This is a genomic window from Kitasatospora sp. NPDC088783 (genome assembly GCF_044750705.1).
Classification (GTDB): Bacteria; Actinomycetota; Actinomycetes; order Streptomycetales; family Streptomycetaceae; genus Kitasatospora; species Kitasatospora fiedleri.
Map to the genome: position 1 here is coordinate 635956 of NZ_JBIVKJ010000004.1, position 15935 is coordinate 651890.

The 15935-nt window shown below is 75.9% G+C and carries 12 protein-coding genes; 9 read left to right on the plus strand and 3 right to left on the minus strand.

Annotated features, from left to right (window positions below; genetic code table 11):
* The first annotated feature begins 48 nt into the window (after positions 1-48).
* The 3 genes from ACIP60_RS15420 to ACIP60_RS15430 all read left to right on the plus strand — a co-directional run bounded on the left by ACIP60_RS15420 (position 49) and on the right by ACIP60_RS15430 (position 5025).
* Positions 49-2019 (plus strand): ATP-binding protein, encoded by a 1971-nt coding sequence (locus ACIP60_RS15420; protein ID WP_400683965.1) that lies wholly within the window; start codon positions 49-51, stop codon positions 2017-2019.
* Complete coding sequence (locus ACIP60_RS15425) at positions 2016-4361, plus strand: hypothetical protein (RefSeq protein ID WP_400683967.1); 2346 nt, start codon at positions 2016-2018, stop codon at positions 4359-4361. The genes ACIP60_RS15420 and ACIP60_RS15425 overlap by 4 nt, the downstream gene beginning before the upstream one ends.
* Before the next feature lie 109 nt (positions 4362-4470).
* Positions 4471-5025, plus strand: a complete 555-nt coding sequence (locus tag ACIP60_RS15430) for a Uma2 family endonuclease (protein ID WP_400683969.1) — start codon at positions 4471-4473, stop codon at positions 5023-5025.
* A gap of 3 nt (positions 5026-5028) precedes the next feature.
* Here ACIP60_RS15430 and ACIP60_RS15435 read toward each other — a convergent pair whose 3' ends face one another.
* Complete coding sequence (locus ACIP60_RS15435) at positions 5029-6000, minus strand: cation diffusion facilitator family transporter (protein ID WP_400683972.1); 972 nt, start codon at positions 5998-6000, stop codon at positions 5029-5031.
* Between the two features lie 277 nt (positions 6001-6277).
* Between ACIP60_RS15435 and ACIP60_RS15440 the strand changes: the two genes are divergently transcribed.
* The 5 genes from ACIP60_RS15440 (at position 6278) to ACIP60_RS15460 (ending at position 12855) form a co-directional block, all read left to right on the plus strand.
* The gene (locus tag ACIP60_RS15440) at positions 6278-7999 is read left to right on the plus strand and encodes a threonine/serine exporter family protein (RefSeq protein ID WP_400683974.1); all 1722 of its coding nucleotides are present in this window, start codon (positions 6278-6280) and stop codon (positions 7997-7999) included.
* A gap of 113 nt (positions 8000-8112) precedes the next feature.
* Positions 8113-9093, plus strand: a complete 981-nt coding sequence (locus tag ACIP60_RS15445) for a hypothetical protein (RefSeq protein WP_400683977.1) — start codon at positions 8113-8115, stop codon at positions 9091-9093.
* 248 nt (positions 9094-9341) lie between these two features.
* Positions 9342-10664, plus strand: coding sequence for an NlpC/P60 family protein (locus ACIP60_RS15450; protein WP_400683980.1), 1323 nt, complete (start codon positions 9342-9344; stop codon positions 10662-10664).
* Positions 10665-10762: 98 nt separating this feature from the next.
* Positions 10763-12055 (plus strand): GNAT family N-acetyltransferase, encoded by a 1293-nt coding sequence (locus ACIP60_RS15455; RefSeq protein ID WP_400683982.1) that lies wholly within the window; start codon positions 10763-10765, stop codon positions 12053-12055.
* A gap of 341 nt (positions 12056-12396) precedes the next feature.
* Positions 12397-12855: a hypothetical protein gene (locus ACIP60_RS15460; protein ID WP_400683985.1), complete on the plus strand. Its 459-nt coding sequence runs from the start codon at positions 12397-12399 to the stop codon at positions 12853-12855.
* Positions 12856-12865: 10 nt separating this feature from the next.
* On the opposite strand, the gene ACIP60_RS15465 is transcribed toward ACIP60_RS15460, so the two are convergent.
* Complete coding sequence (locus tag ACIP60_RS15465) at positions 12866-13633, minus strand: TetR family transcriptional regulator (RefSeq protein WP_400683988.1); 768 nt, start codon at positions 13631-13633, stop codon at positions 12866-12868.
* Positions 13634-14065: 432 nt separating this feature from the next.
* On the opposite strand from ACIP60_RS15465, the gene ACIP60_RS15470 reads away from it, so the two are divergent.
* Entirely contained in the window at positions 14066-14593 is a 528-nt protein-coding gene (locus ACIP60_RS15470) for a GNAT family N-acetyltransferase (RefSeq protein WP_400683990.1), read from the plus strand.
* 41 nt (positions 14594-14634) lie between these two features.
* Here ACIP60_RS15470 and ACIP60_RS15475 read toward each other — a convergent pair whose 3' ends face one another.
* Positions 14635-15924 (minus strand): MFS transporter, encoded by a 1290-nt coding sequence (locus ACIP60_RS15475; RefSeq protein ID WP_400683993.1) that lies wholly within the window; start codon positions 15922-15924, stop codon positions 14635-14637.
* Positions 15925-15935 lie beyond the last annotated feature (11 nt).

Consider the following 15935-nt stretch of genomic DNA (forward strand, 5'->3'; position numbering starts at 1 on the left):
TCGGAAAACAGTGGTCGCCCGATTGTCGTACTGGCACACTGTGGCCTCATGTCTGATGGCCTTCCCCCCGCTTCCGGTGCCGACGGAAGTGGCGCCGAATTCCCCGCCGCCGAGAACTCGGCGAATCTCCGCACCACCGAGGTCGACCTCGGCGGCCTGGTCGGCGTGCTCGCCACCCACCTCTACTCCACCCCGCTGGTGGCGCTGCGCGAACTGGTGCAGAACGCCCACGACTCGCACACCCGGCGGAAGCTGGAGGACCCGGAGGGGGAGTACCGCCCGCTGATCCGGGTCAGCGGGGACACCGCGGCGCGGACGGTGGCGATCGAGGACAACGGGGCGGGGCTGACCGAGCCGGAGATCCACGCGTACCTGGCGACCGTCGGCACCGGCTACACCCGGATGCTGCGCGACCTGACCGGCAACCAGGAGCTGATCGGCGCCTTCGGCCTGGGCTTCCTCTCGGCGTTCTCGGTCGCCGAGGAGGTGGCCGTCACCACCGCCTCGCACCGCGAGCCGTCGGCCGCGCACACCTACCGCAGCCGGGGCGGCGAGCAGTACAGCGTGGAGCCGGCCCCGGCGCGGTCCGGGCCGGGGACGGTGGTCCGGCTGCGGCTGAAGGCCGAGCACGCGCACCTCGCGGACGAGCAGGCGCTGCGGGAGGTGCTGGCCCGGTACTGCGTGCTGCTGCCGATCCCGGTCCACGTCGGGACGGACGAGGAGCCGGTCAACGACGTGGTGGTGCCCTGGCGGCAGGACGTGCCGGGCTCGCCGCACCTGCACCGGATGCGGTTCGCCGCCGCGTTCTCCCGCAGCTTCGAGCCGCTGACCGCCTTCCCGGTGGCGCCCGTCGAGGGCCGCACCGACGCGGTCGGGCTGCTCTGGGTGCAGGACGGCGGCACCTACGGGTCCAGCGACAACCGGGACCTCGCGGTCTACCTGCGCGGCATGCTGCTCGCCGACGACGCCCGCGACCTGCTGCCCAGCTGGGCCGGGTTCATCGGCGGCGTGGTCGAGTCGACCCGGCTCACCCCCACCGCCAGCCGCGAGGACCTCCAGCGCGACGAGCACTACCGGGCGCTCCAGCAGGCGCTCGCCGACGCCATCGTGGACGGCCTGTACGAGACCGCCCGGCTGCACCCGGCCGCCTGGCGGCGCATCCTGGCCCGGCACGGCCAGGACCTGCTGGGCGCCGCGCTCTGCGACGACCGGCTGTTCACCCTGCTCGCCGACGACGTCCCGGTCCCGACCTCGCAGGGCGAGCTGACCGCCGGCGCGCTGCGGGCCGCCGGCTCCGGCGCGGTGCACGTGGCGCTGGGCAGCGGCGGCGGCTTCGAGGAGATGCTCTACCGGGCGATGCAGGTGCCGATCGCCCGCGGCGACCGGTACGCGGTGCTGCCGTTCCTGCGCCGCTACGCCCGGCTGCGGGACTGCCGGATCGTCGAGCTGGGCAGCGAGAGCGGCAACCGGGAGCTGTTCCGGGCCCCGGACGTGCCGCTGCCCGCCGAGCAGCAGGCGTGGCTGACCGCCGCGCTGACCGAGGACGGCGAGCAGCTGGTGCCCGCCAGGTTCGACCCGCCCGGCCTGCCGCTGGTGCTGGTGCCGGACCGCGAGGCCGAGCTCAAGGCGCGGATCGAGGACGACCGGGCGGACGCCCGGATCCCGTCCGCCGCCCTCCAGTTGGCGCGGGCGTTCACCGCCCGCACCGATGGCGCGGTCAGGGCCCGGCTCTACCTGAACCTGGCCTCGCCCGCCGTCCGCGACCTGCTGGCCGCCTACCGGGACGGGCACACCGGGGCGGCCACCGCCGCCGCGCTGCTGCGCTCGCTGAAGGTCATCATGGCGGCGGCCTCCGGCTCCGCGGCCGGCGACCTGGGGGCCGCGCTGTCCGGGATCTCCACCGCGGTGGCCGCGCTCACCGCCGCCGTCCCGGCCGCCGGCCTGTCGGCGGTGCCCGACACCATCTCCACCGACATCGCGGACACCGCAGACCTTCCGCAGGGGGACGAGGAACGATGACCACCGACATCTGGTCCTGGGTGCACGACACCCACCGGCAGCTCGCCGAGTCCGGCCAGCACCGGCTGGCCGACGCGATCGCCGAGATCGTCGGGCACGCGGTGGACGGCCGCAACGAGCAGCTGGACGCGGTGTTCCCGGAGGCGCTGGCCTCCGCGCGGGCGCTGGGACTGCCCTGGGTGGAGGTGTTCCTGCGGCACTGGCGGCTGCAGAACCTGCTCAACAAGCGCCACCAGGGCGAGGCCGCGATGTCCGAGGCGGTGTCGCTGCTGGAGTTCGCGCACCGCGAGGAGACCGCGTCCTGCCCGCAGTCGGTCTGCGCCGTCCAGGACTTCACCATCTGCCACGCCAACATCGACGGCCCCGGCTACGTCCCGGAGCGGCTCGCCGTGCTGGAGGAGGCGCTCCAGCGGGTCGAACCGGCCCGGGCCTGCTTCGACTGCCTGTCCCGCGAGTACGCCGACACCCTGGAGGACGACGGCCGCCCCGCGGACGCGCTGACCCACCTCGACCGGGCCGAGACCCGGATCACGGCGGCCGGCGAGCGGATCTCGCTCTCCTTCGTGCACAGCCGCGCCTCCGCGCTGCACCGGCTCGGCCGCCACCAGGACGCGCTGGACGCCTACGACACCGCCGAGCGCGCCCACGTCGCCGCCGGGAACCGGCTGGACGACGACGACCGGCGCAAGCTCGCCTCCGGCCGGGCCCTCCAGCTCGCCGCGCTCGGCCGCACCGGCCCCGCGCGGGAGCTGCTGCCGGACGCCGAGGAGGCCGACCGCTACCCCGACATCCGGCACCGCTGGTCCGCCGCCGTCGAACTGCTGGCCGACGCAGGGGAGTTCGACAACGACGCCGCGCTCGGCGCCCGACTCGCCTCCTGGGCGGGCGAACTGGACGCGGCCGGCTCGCACCGCCCCTGCCTCGACCTGGTGCTGCGGGCCGGCCGGCTGGCCCTCGCCCGGGGCGCCCGCGAGGTCGCCCTGACGCTGGCCGGCACCGGCGCGCGCAAGCTCGGACAGCTCCGCAGCACCGCGGGCGTCGCCGAGCAGGTGGCCGCGCTGCGGGCCGCCGCCGAGGCCCTGCCCCGACCCGAACTACCGGTCCCGGTCGAGGAGTTGCCGCAGTGGCTGGCCGAGCACCGGCCCGACCCGGAGACCGGCGCCGACCTGCTGGCCGCCGCGCTGGCCCGCGGCGAGCGGCCCGACACCGTCCTGGTGGTCAACCTGGCCGGCGCCCTCGGCGCGCTCGGCCACACCCGGGCCGTCACCGAACTCGCCTGGGCCCAACTGGAGCTGGACCCCGGCCACGAGTACCTCACCGGCATGCTCGGCCAGTTGCTGATCGACGCCGAGGACGGCGAGGGCGTCGACCGGCTGGCCACCCGGCTGGCCGCCGCCGGCGAACCGGCCGACGGACACTGGCTGCGGGCCCGCTGGGCCGCCGCCCAGGGCCGCTGGGCCGAGGTCGGCGAACAGTGCGCCGCCGTCCTCGTCCACTCGCCCGAGGCGCTCAACACCCGCCGGCTCGCCGCCACCGCCGCCACCCGGCGCGGCGACCACGCCGAGGCCCAGCGGCTGTACGAGGACCTGCTCGCGCACGCCCTCGACCCGGCCGAGGCCGGCGAGGACCAGGCGCACCGCACCGTCCAGGAACCCGACCTGTGGCACCTGGCCACCGCCGCCACCGCCAACCGCGACTGGGCGGCCGTCCGCGCCGCCGGAGCCCGGATCGGCATCGAGTTCGACACCGACAGCGGCCCCGTCGACGAGGAGTGGCAGCTGATCGAACTGCGCGTCCCCCGCGCCAACGGCACCACCACCGACCTGCCCGCCCTGCGCACCGGCCCGGCCACCGCCCGGGTGCTGCCGGTGCTCGGCGAGGACCTCGACCTCAACCACGGCGACGTCGCGGTCTTCTCCCCGGCCGTCCTCAACGACCGCCCGGAGCCCGGCTCCCCGGACGCCGCGGACTGGCACCCGGTCTTCGAGTTCCTCACCCTGCTCGACCCGGCCGGCTACACCACCTACTGGATCGACGGCGGCCGCCCCGCGGACGAGGACTGGTACGCCCTGCGCGACGCCCTCCGGGCCGCCGGGTACGCGGTCTGGGTCTACAGCGGCGACCAGTACCGGATCGCCGACCCGGCCGGCGACGAGAACGGCCTCCCCGGCATCTACGCCGCCCTCGGCGTCCCGCCCACCGGCACCGCCGCCCGGGCCGACACCCTCCTCACCGAACTCACCGCCCACCTGCCCCACCCCCTGGCCTGGCCCGCCCTCGCCGAAGCGGCGGGCGCCGATCCGGCCCGCCACCGGGAGATCGCCGAGACCTACCAGCTCTGACCCCGGGGCACCCACCCGGTCCGGACGGCGGATGCCGCTGCTCCGGACCGGGTACGGTGGGAGGCGGGGCGTCCGTGGTGGGGACCGCACGCGAGCGAGGGAGCCGGCCATGACTGCGCAGCCGATCGCTTACGGCGACGTGGACCACGAGGCGGCGCTGAAGTACGCCGTGCAGCTCATCGACCACCGGTGGGCCCAGGTCGTCGAAGGGCGGATCGTCCTGGTGTCACCGATGTGGGACCACGAGCGCGTCGTCGCGCGGATCCGGCGGCAACTCGACGCGCGGATCGACGAACTCGGCTGCGTCAGCGGCTCCGGCAACCTCGACCTGCCCGGCTCCCCGAACTGGTACCTGGCCGACATCGCCGTCGTCCCCGACGACCTCGCGCTCGGCGCCGCCGCCCTCACCCCCGACCAGACCCTGCTGGTCGTCGAGGTCACCTCCGAGTCCAGCGGCGACACCGACCGCGTCACCAAGCGCAAGCGCTACGCCCAGTACGGCGCGCCGCTCCACCTGCTCGTCGACCGGCAGGCCCGTGAGTGCACCCTGTTCTCCGAACCGCACGACCTCGGCTACGCCGCGGTGGACGGCCCGCACCCGTTCGGCGCGGAGATCCGGCTCCCGGAGCCGTTCGGCCTCGTCCTGGACACCGCCGCCCTCTGAGCGTCAGCCGCGGGGCGGGGTGGGGTCGAGGTAGACCCGGGTGACGGACGGGACGGCCCGGCGGACGGCGCGTTCGGCGCGGTCGCAGGCGGTCTCGATGTCGGTGGCGGTGGCGAGGTCGGCGAAGTCGACCTTGGCGGCGACCAGGACGTCGTCGGGGCCGTGCACGCTGGTGACCAGGTCGAGGACCCGGACGACCTGGGGCTGGGCGGTCAGGGCCTCGGTGATGGCGCGTTCGTAGCGTTCGGGGAGCGAGCGGCCGATCAGCAGGGAGGCGTTGTCCCGGGCCAGGACGTAGGCCACCCAGGCGAGCAGGGCGCCGATCAGGACGGAGGCCAGGCCGTCCCACAGGGCGTCGCCGGTGAGCTGGGCGCCGAGCAGGCCGCCGAAGGCGAACAGCAGGCCGACCAGGGCGGCGCAGTCCTCCAGGAAGACGGCCTTCACGGCGGTGTCGGAGGTGTGCCGCAGGTAGCGGTAGCCGCCGACGTCGAGCCGCCGGGTCTCGTCGCGCAGCTGACGCACCGTCCGGGAGAGCGAGACGGACTCCAGGACGAAGGCGACGGCCAGGATCAGGTAGGAGAGGGCCGGGCTGCCCAGCTCCTCGCCGTACTGGAAGGTGTGGATGCCGTCGTGGATCGAGAACACCGCGCCGCCGACGAAGGTGGCGAAGGAGGCGAGCAGCGCCCACAGGTAGCGCTCGCGGCCGTAGCCGAGCGGGTGCTTGTCGTCGGCGGGGCGGGTGCTGCGCTTGAGGGAGAGGAAGAGCAGCACCTCGGTGACGGTGTCGGCGAAGGAGTGCGCGGCCTCGGAGAGCATCGCGCTGGAGCCGCTGATCGCGCCCGCCACGGCCTTGGCCAGGGCGATGCCGAGGTTGCACAGGCCCGCGACGACCACCGTGGTGACGCTCTCGCCGCCGCCCTCCCCGGGGTCCTCGGTCGCCGTCGGGCCGTCGGCCGCCGTCCGCTGCTCGCTCATAACCGGTCATTGTGTCCGGTTCGCGGGTTTTCATCCCGGAAGGGGGCGAGGCATGTCCCCGGGCGGTCGCCGACCGGCGCGACGGCGGCGGGGAGGCGGTGCGGCGGGGCCGGGACGGCGGTGCGGCGGCCCGGCCGGGGTGGCGGGGCGGGGCGGCCCGGCCGGGGTGGCGGGTCCCACGCGGCCGGTTGTTCGCACCGTCGCCGCTGATCGGGCAAGGTGGAGGCCAGGAGGCGGCCCCGACCGGGCGGGCGGCCGGGGTGGTGGAGGAAGCGCCGTGTCCGATCGCGAGCCGGAGGGCGTGCCGGCACCGGAAGCGCCGCCCACCGAGGGGCTGCTCGGGCCGGACGCGCCGCCGATCGAACGGACCGTCAGCGTGCCGCACGCGCCGGAGCCGGTGCAGACCGAGGGCCTGCTCGGGCGCCAGTCGGCGCCCGAGGCCGCGGAGCCGGTCCGGGCCCGCCGCAACCCGCTCCTCCAGGACACCCTGACGCCCGAGGAGTGGAACGCGGCCGGCTACACCCCGTCGCACGGCCTCGACCTGGCCGAGCTGCACAAGGGCGCCCCCGGCGACGCCCCCTGGCCGGACCGGATGCGCACCCTGCTGCGGACGCCGATGGCCGAGCGCCCGGCGTTCGAGCGCACCCCCCGCGAACTCCACCCCGCCGCCGGGGCGCAGGCCCAGCGCAACGTGCCGCGGGTGCTCGACCTGTCGCTGCGGATCGGCGAACTGCTGCTCGCCAGCGGCGAGGCGGCCGAGGACGTGGAGGCCGCGATGCTCGGCATCGCGCACGCGTACCGGCTCGACCACTGCGAACCGCAGGTCACCTTCACGCTGATCTCGATCTCCCACCAGCCCTCGCTGATCGACCCGCCGGTCACCGCGGACCGGGTGGTGCGCCGCCGCACCTCCGACTACACCCGGCTGGCCGCCGTGTACGAGCTGGTCGCCGACATCACCGCCGAGCAGGTCACCGTCAACGACGCGTACCGGCGGCTGGCCGGCATCCGCCGCAACCGGCACCCGTACCCGGGGTGGCTGATGGCGGTGGCCACCGGGCTGCTGGCCGGGGCGGCGTCCTTCCTGGTCGGCGGGCAGATCGACTCCACGGCCTGGCTGGTGTTCGTCTCCGCGTTCACCACCGCCGTGGTCGGCGACCGGCTGGCCTCCGCGATCGCCCGCCGCGGGCTGCCGGAGTTCTACCAGTTCGTGATCGCGGCGATGCCCGCCGCGCTCTGCGGCATCCTGCTGTCCTTCAACGAACTGCACCTGCGCGGCTCGGTGGTGATCACCGGCGGGCTGTTCGCGCTGCTGCCCGGCCGGGCCATGGTCGCCGCCGTCCAGGACGGCCTGACCGGCTTCTACATCACCGCCGCCGCCCGGCTGCTGGAGGTGATGTACCTGATCGCGGGCATCGTCATCGGCGTGATGCTGGTGCTGTACGTCGGCGTCAACTACAACGCCCGGCTCAAGCCGGACGAGAGCCTGGGCGGCACCGCCAACCCGCCGGTCCAGCTGGTCGCCGCGGTGGTGCTGGCGCTGGCCTTCGCGATGCTGCTGCAGACCGACCGGCGCGCGCTGCCGATGGTGGTGACGAACGCCGCGATCGGCTGGACCACGTACGGCGTGCTCACCCGCAACGCGGGCGTCTCGGCGATCGTCGCCACCGGCCTGGCGGCGGGCCTGGTCGGCCTGTTCGGCCAGCTGCTGGCCCGCTACCGGTCGGCCTCCGCGCTGCCGTACGTGACCGCCGCGATAGGACCGCTGATGCCCGGTTCGGCGCTCTACCTCGGCATGCTGGCGTTCGCCCAGGGCCACGCCGGGACGGGGCTGGTCTCCGCCTCCCGGGCGGTCGCGCTGGCGCTGGCGCTGGCCATCGGCGTCAACCTCGGCGGCGAGGTGGCCCGGCTGTTCCTGAAGAACCCCGGCGCGAGCGACCGGGACACCCCGCACGTGCTGCTCCCGCGCCGGGCGGCGAAGCGCACCCGCGGCTTCTGACCCCGCGCCCCGCCCGCGCCGCCCCCCCGCGCCCCGCCCCCGCGCCGACCCCCCCGCGCCCCGCTCCCGCGTCGACCCGCGCGCCGACCCCCCGCCGGAAGAGGCACCACCCGATGATCAGTGCACTGCTGGACGGCTACCGCCACCACATCGTGGACGCCCACAAGCAGCCGCTGTTCCTGCTGCTGGTCGGGTTCATCACCTCGTTCGCGTTCATCCGGTTCAGCACCCGGATGATCCGCGCCCAGGTCCGCTGGTGGCCCGGCAACATCACCCCCGGCGGGCTGCACATCCACCACATGGTGTTCGGCCTCGGCTTCCTGCTGCTCGGCGGCACCGGCACCTTCGCCACCGACGGCGGGCACCCCTGGATCGACTGGTTCGGCCTCTCCTTCGGCATCGGCTGCGGGCTGGTGCTGGACGAGTTCGCGCTGATCCTGCACCTGGACGACGTGTACTGGAGCGAGCAGGGCCGCAAGTCGGTGGACGCGGTGATCCTCGGCATCCTGCTCACCGCGCTGCTGCTCACCGGCTACGTGCCGCTCGGCGTCGTCCCCGGGCAGGACACCCGCTGGGGGCTGGTCGCGGTGATCGGGGTCAACGCGCTGGTCTGCCTGGCCGCGCTGCTCAAGGGCAAGGTCTGGACCGGGCTGCTCGGCATCATGGTGCCCGGCCTGTCCTGGATCGGCGCGATCCGGCTGGCCCGCCCCTCCAGCCCCTGGGCGCGCTGGCGGTACGCCGGGCGCCCCCGCCGGATGGCCCGCGCGGTCCGGCGCGAACGGCGGCTGCACGCCCGGACGGACCGGGCCCGCACCTGGCTGTTCGACCTGATCGCCGGGGCGCCCGACAAGGTCCCGGCCGGGCACCCGAAGGCGCAGGCGGTGGCCGAGCGGATGGCCGCCCGGGCGCTCGCCCACCGGCGCCGCCCGGGCCGGGGCGTCCCGGGCGGCGGACACCCGGACGGCGCGGCGGCGCTCGGCGGCGACCCGGCGCGGCGGGCCCGGGCCCAGCGCCGCCGCCGCACCGTCCGGGCCGGGCGGGTGCGGACCACCGCGACCGGGCCGGGGCGGACCTGGGGGCGGGGGAGTCGTTGAAGGGTGTTGAAAACCGGGGTGGTGCGTCGGCGAACCGATAAGGTTCGTGGACATCCCTCCCGGTGCGGCACAGTTGCCCGTTCACACAATCCGACATCTCACCCGCACGGCCGTATGGCGATGGCGCTGAGCCACCGTCAGGTCTGAGAATCTTGCGGTGCGTGACCGGAGTGACCGGATTGTCACGTCATGGGATATCCGGCTGATCGTCGGAATCCCGCCGCCACCCGTCGAGAGGGGACCACGTCGTGCCGCGCAGGTTCCTCCCCGCCCTCCTCCTCGCCGGCGCCGCCCTGCTCGCGCTGCTGCCCGCCGCGAACGCCCCCGCCGCCCCCGCCGCCGCGCCCGCGGCCCTGCCGGAAGCACCGCCGGAAGCCCCGTCCGCGGCCCTGCCGGGCGCCCTGTCGGCCGCCACGCCCGCGGACGACCCGGAGCCCGGCTTCCCCAGCGCGGACGACGTCGCCCGGGCCCGGGCCGAGGCCGACGCCAAGGCCGCCGACGCCACCGCCGTGGAGGCCCGGCTGGCCGCCGCCCGGGGCGAGCTCGACCGGGCCGGGCAGGCCGCCGAACAGGCCGTCGAGGCGTACAACGGCGCACTCGTCCGGCTCGGCCGGGCCCAGGACGCCTCCCGGGCCGCCGCCGAGCGCTCCACCGCCGCCGAGGCCGCCCACACCGAGGCCGTCGACCGGGCCGCCGGGCTGCTCGCCGAGATGTACCGGCAGGGCGCCTCGCCCCAACTCTCGGCCATCAACGCCCTGTTGGGTGCCAGCGGCACGGCCTCGCTGTCCAGCCGGGCCGCCGCCGTCGGCACCGCCGGCGCCCAGACCCGGCAGATCCTCGACGACGCCACCCGCACCGCGAAGGCCGCCGCCCGGGCCGCCGACGAGGCCCGCACCGCCGAGGCCGCCGCCCGCACCGCCGCCGAGACCGTCCGCACCGCCAAGGAGCAGGCCCAGCGGCGGGTCGCCGACCAGCAGCAGCAGGTCGCCGAGATCGGCCGCCGCCGGGAGGCCCTGCTCGCCGAACTCGCCACCGCCCGCGACACCACCGTCGAACTCGAACGGCAGCGCCAGGAGGCCCTCGACGCCCTCGCCGCCCGCGAGGCCGAGGAGGCCGCCCGCCGGGCCCAGGCCGAGGCCGAGGCGGCCGCCGCCGCCCAGGCCGCCCGGCACCACGCCGCCCCGCAGCGCGAGAGCGCCTGGTCGGCGGGCGGCTCCGAGGCCGCGCTCGCCTTCGCCCGGTCCGTCGTCGGCCTGCCCTACATCTGGGGCGGCGAGGGCCCGCAGGGCTACGACTGCTCCGGCCTGACCATGATGGCCTGGCGGCGCGGCGGCAAGCAGCTCACCCACTTCGCCGCCGACCAGTACGCCGAGTCCACCCCCGTCAGCTACGCCCAGCTCCGGCCCGGCGACCTGGTCTTCTGGACCAGGACCGGCCGTGCCGCCGACATCTACCACGTCGCCCTCTACCTCGGCGGCGACCAGATGATCGAGGCCCCCCGGCCCGGCGCCGCGATCAAGCAGGCCAGCCTCTGGATCATGGGCCGCCCGGACTTCTACGCCCGCCCCTGACCCGGGACCGGCCCCGGTCGACCCGCCGGTGCGGCGCGGGGTGCGAGGGCGGGGAAAACCGGGTGCCCGGTCCGGGAGGGGCGTCGTACGGTGGGCCGATGGGCAACGACGCGCAGCAGGGCCCCCACCGGGGCATCGAGATTCGGCCGATCACCCACGAGGAGCTGGCCGACTGGGACCGGGCGGTCTCGCTCGGGTTCATGCGCCCGCACGTCGCCCCGGCGACGGAGTGGCGCGAGCTGCTGTTCGAGCCGGGGCGGATGCTGGCGGCCTTCGACCACGAGGTCCCGGAGGCGGACCGGCCGCGCTGCGTCGCGACCTTCCGCAGCTTCGACACCGGGCTGACGGTGCCCGGCGGGGAGCTGCTGCCGGTCGACGCGATCACCGGCGTCACGGTCAACTCCACCCACCGCCGGCGCGGCCTGCTCAGCGGCATGATGCGGCACGACCTGGCCGCCGCCCGCGAGCGCGGTTCGGCCGCCGCCATCCTGATCGCCGCCGAGCACAACATCTACGGCCGGTTCGGCTTCGGCTCGGCCGTCCCGCTGGCGGGCTGGCGGGTCGATGTGCTGCGCTCCGGCGGCGTCCGGTCCGGTCTGCCGGTGCACGAGGGCCACCGGATCGACTTCGCCACCCTGGAGGAGTTCGGCAAGTTCGGCCCCGACCTGCACGAGCGCTGGCGCCCCACCCAGCCCGGCGCGATCGGCCGCCCCGACGCGTGGTGGCGGCTGCGGACGGGGGAGGTCGACCTGCCCGGCTTCGACTGGAAGCAGGGCTTCACCGCCTTCCACCGCACCGCCGACGGCACCCTCACCGGCATGATCAACTACACCGTCGAGGACAAGTGGGACGGCGCGTACCCCGACTGCCCGCTGACCGTCCGGGACTTCGTCGCGCTGGACCGGAAGACCGCCAACGCGCTCTGGGCGTACGCCTTCTCCGTCGACTGGGTGCGCCAGGTGATCGCCCCCCACCTCGGCCCCGGGGACGTGCTGCCGCTGCTGCTCAACGACCCGCGCGGCGCCAAGCCGCACGAGGAGACCGCCGACTTCACCTGGCTGCGGCTGCTCGACCTGCCCGCCGCGTTCGCCGCCCGCCGCTACGAGGCCCCCGGCCGCCTGGTGCTGGACGTCGCCGACCGCGAGGGCTGGACGGCCGGGCGCTGGGCGCTGGAGACCGCCGCCGACGGCACCGGCCGGATCGCCCGCACCGAGGACCCCGCCGACCTCGCGCTCGACGTCTCCCAGCTCGGCGGCCTCTACCTCGGCGGCGGCAACGCGGCCCGGCTCGCCGACGCCGCGCTGCTCACCGAGCACACCCCGGGCGCGGCCGTCCGGGCCGACACCCTGCTGCGCACCGCCCGCGCCCCGTGGAACCCGGACGGCTTCTGACCCCCGCTCCCGTCCTCGCCCCGTTCCCGTCGCGCGGCGGAACGTCAACCCGGGTACTCCGCAGTTCACCCTCGGAGGTGTCGAAAACCTTTGCGGTGGCGGGGGATCGGCGCGCGACGGGCGCACCCCTGGCGAACGGCGGGTGAGCTGCGGGAAGCCGGTCGGCGGAGATTCCCGCAGGGGTGAACGCGAGTGCGGCCCGGAGGTGCGCGTTCGAATCCGGCGGGTCGACAACTGCCGCCGCCCTTCCTAGCCTTCGGGGCGTTCGGGCCGAACGAGAGGCCCCGGTGGGCGCGTTCGCGCCCCCGGGGCGCGGCCGAAGTCCTCCAGGAGACTCCGACATGTCCCCTTTCAGCGTCTGGGCGGGCGCCCTCGTGGTCCTCGTCGCCCTGCTCCTCGTCCTCGCCTGCGCGTGGCTGCTCTTCGCCGGGTCCGCCCCGGCCGGCGGCCGCCACCGCTCCGGCGGCGCACCGCCCGTCGTCCGGCTGGCCCGTCCGACCGACCCCGTCACCCCCGTGCGGCCGGTGCGGCTGCCGCGCCCCGCCCGGCCGGACCGGCTTGTCCTCTCGGTGCGGCCCGTCCCGGTGCGGCGGCCGAACACCCTCCCGCTCTGCTCCAGGCACCGGGGGCCGGTGTCCGTCCGCACCCTGCACCGGACGATCATGCCGAGGTTCCCGGTCTTCCACGGCCCCGCCGTCCGGATCGCCGTCCGCAAGGCCCCCCGCCCGGTCCCGCCCCCGCGCGTCCTGCCGCTCTGGGCCGCCCGCACCGCCCCGGGCCCGGCCGGCCGGGCCACTTGACAGTCCCGGGCTACTTGACGAGGCCCTTCCCGATGCTGGGCAGCACGAAGTCCTGGATCAGGCCCTTGGCGTCGCGGACCAGGGGGCGGAAGACCCGGTAGCGGGAGAGGTTGATGAGGCGGGCGACCAGGGGGGTGGAGCGGCGGACGAACTCGCGGGTGCGCTCGGTGTCGGGGGTGCGGTCGAAGACCCAGTAGAGGACGACGACCATCAGGTGCAGCCAGAGCACGTCGGGCAGCAGGTCGACGAGTTCGGCGTCCAGCTTGGGGGCGAGTTCGGAGCCCTGGAGCACCTCGCGGAAGAGCTCGACGGCGGTGGCCCGGGCGGGGTGGGACTCGTTGGAGAACGGGCTGAGCGAGCTGGTCGGGTCGGCCGCGGTGCGGAAGAACTGGGCGGCGAACTCGTGGTAGGGCGCGGCGGTGTCGACCCAGGACTCGATGGCGATCTGCAGGCGTTCCGCGAAGTCGCGGGTGTGCGCCGTCCGGACCCGGGTGTCGGCGGCGTGGTCGTGGGTCATCCGGTCGTAGAAGCCCTGGATCAGGAACTCCTTGGCCGAGAAGTAGTAGTAGGCGCTGCCGACCGAGACGCCCGCCTCGGTGGCGATCGCCCGCATGGTGGTCTTCTCGTAGCCGCGTTCCTGGAACAGCCGCATCGCGGTCTCCAGGATCAGCGCGCGGGTGGCCTCGCTCTTGTCGGTCTTCGGCTGGGCCCGCCCGCCCGCCAGCTCACCGGACGGCAGGCCGGCCGCCTGTTCGTCCCTGTCGCTCGCGTCGTCCACGCCGCCCGACCCTACCGGGACCTGCCGGTCCCGTTCCTGGCCGTTTCCTGCCACCTCGCCCCGCCTGATTCGCTTTCGTCGCGGTCTCCTACCGGCCCGAGCCTAGCCCGGACCGGGACAACTCGGGACCGGGAGGGCGAATCGGAAGCCGGACGACGTGCCCGGTGCCCCCCGGCACCGGGTCGGTCGTACGGGCTCGATCGGACGGACGCCTTCGCGTGGACGCCGCCGCGCGGGCCGGTGCCTGGCCGTCCGGCGCGGCGGACACGGCGGACGGCTCCCCTCCGGCAGCCGGGAGCGCGTTTTCGAACGCGTTCAAAATGATGCGTGAGCGACTCTAGGGCATCGGTTCGGGCACGCTCAAGCCCCGGCCGGCGAAATGCCTCCGGCGGCGGCCCGCCGGAGGGAAAGCAGGTGTGCGAAGCTGGCCGGATGCCCGCCGCCGACCGCCCGCCAGCCCCGCCCGTCCTGCGCGAGGGCGGTGCCCCGGACGCCGCCGCCGTCGCCGCGCTGTACGCCGCGAGCCGCCGCAGCGCGTACGCCGGGCTGCTGCCCGCCGGCCTGCTGGACGCCGAGGCCGACACCGCCGAACAGGAACTGCTCTGGACGCTGCGGCTGGAGGCCGACTACGGGACGCCCGCCGACACGCCCGTCCTGCTGCTCGCCGAGGACCGGGACGGCGCCGTGCTCGGCTTCGCCTACCTGGTGCCGGACGGCGGCGTGGTGCGGCTGGAGCAGCTGTACGTCCGCCCCGGCCGGACCGGCGGCGGGATCGGCACCGGCCTGCTGCGCGCCGCGCTGACCCGCTTCCCGGCGGCGCCCGTCCGGCTGGACGTGCTGGCCGCCAACCCGCGGGCGGTCGCGTTCTACGAGCGGCACGGCGCCCGCCGCCTGGGCCGCGGCACCGCGCGCTTCCCGGACGGGACGGAGCTGCCCGAGTACGCGTACGGCTGGCGCTGACGGAGCGTCAGCCGTTCCGGTGCATCAGTCGGACCGGTGCATCAGTCGGACCGGTGCGTCAGCCGGTCCGTTGCGTCAGCCGGTCCGTTGCGACAGCCGTCCCGGCGCGACAGCCGGGTGGCGGCGAGCAGGGCGAGGGCGGCGGCGCCGGCCGGCAGCAGGTAGCCGGTGCCGGGGGTGGTGTGCTGGGCGAGCGCGCCGCCGAGGGTCGCGCCGGTGGAGATGCCGACCAGGATCGCGGAGACCGCCAGCGCCATCCCCTCGGTCAACCGGTGCGCGGGCAGCAGGCGTTGGGCCAGCGTCATGCCGCTGACCATGGTCGGCGCGGTGCCCGATCCGGCCGCCAGCAGGGCCGCGCCCAGTAGCGGCACGCCCGCCCCGGACAGGCCCGCGGCCAGCGGCAGCAGCATCAGGGCGGTCATCGCGCCGGTGCCCAGCGCCAGCCGCCGGGCCGCCGGGCGGCGCGGCCGGAGCGCGCCGAACACCAGCCCCGACACGCAGGACCCGGCCGCCACCAGGGCCAGCAGCCCGCCGCCCGCCGCCTGCCGGCCGAGCGCGTCGGTGTACGCGAGCGTGGTGACCTCCAGCGAGCCGAACAGCACCCCGGCGGCCAGGAACACCGCGAGCAGCGGCGGGAGGCCCGGCGTCCGGACCAGCCCCCCGGCCGGGTGCCGGTGCGGGGCCCGGTCCGGCGGCGGTTCGGTGGCCCGCTGGGCGGCGAACAGCAGGGTGCCGGCGGTGCCCAGCGCCCGGGCGGCGAGCAGCCCGGCCTCGGGGGCGAGGGCGGTGCACAGGGCCATGCCGAGCACCGGCCCGGCCATGAAGCACAGTTCGTCCAGCGACTGCTCCAGCGCGTTGGCCCGGTGCAGCACGGCCGGGTCCGCGCGGTGCAGGTGCGCCCAGCGGGCCCGGGCCATGCCGCCCAGGTCGGGGCTGCCGCCGGACAGCGCCCAGCACAGGAAGAGCGTCCAGGCGGGTGCGCCGGAGCGGACGCACAGCAGCAGCGCCCCCGTCGGCAGCGCGGCGGCCAGCACCGCGGGCACCGCGACCCGGGCCTGTCCGAGGCGGTCGACCAGTCGGCCCAGCAGCGGCAGCAGCACCGCCCCCGCCAGCACCCCGACCGCGGAGACCGCCCCGGCCAGCGCGTACGAGCCGCGCCGGTCGGCGATCAGCACCACGGTGGAGACGCCGTTCATCGCCAGGGCGAGCCGGCCGAGCAGCCCGGACAGCGTGAAGGCCAGGGCGCCGGGGGCGGCGAACACCGGGCGGTAGCGGGCGAGCGCCAGGGACGGCAGTGACGCCAGTGACGGAAGCGACGACGGCAGCGACAAGGGGGAGCTCC

Bases quoted from the DNA above. Each gene is read 5' to 3' on its own strand.
- ACIP60_RS15455 (WP_400683982.1), top strand. From the start codon at position 10,763: ATGGGCAACGACGCGCAGCAGGGCCCCCACCGGGGCATCGAGATTCGG.
- ACIP60_RS15435 (WP_400683972.1), bottom strand. From the start codon at position 6,000: ATGAGCGAGCAGCGGACGGCGGCCGACGGCCCGACGGCGACCGAGGAC.
- ACIP60_RS15425 (WP_400683967.1), top strand. From the start codon at position 2,016: ATGACCACCGACATCTGGTCCTGGGTGCACGACACCCACCGGCAGCTC.
- ACIP60_RS15470 (WP_400683990.1), top strand. From the start codon at position 14,066: ATGCCCGCCGCCGACCGCCCGCCAGCCCCGCCCGTCCTGCGCGAGGGC.
- ACIP60_RS15420 (WP_400683965.1), top strand. From the start codon at position 49: ATGTCTGATGGCCTTCCCCCCGCTTCCGGTGCCGACGGAAGTGGCGCC.
- ACIP60_RS15445 (WP_400683977.1), top strand. From the start codon at position 8,113: ATGATCAGTGCACTGCTGGACGGCTACCGCCACCACATCGTGGACGCC.
- ACIP60_RS15430 (WP_400683969.1), top strand. From the start codon at position 4,471: ATGACTGCGCAGCCGATCGCTTACGGCGACGTGGACCACGAGGCGGCG.
- ACIP60_RS15460 (WP_400683985.1), top strand. From the start codon at position 12,397: ATGTCCCCTTTCAGCGTCTGGGCGGGCGCCCTCGTGGTCCTCGTCGCC.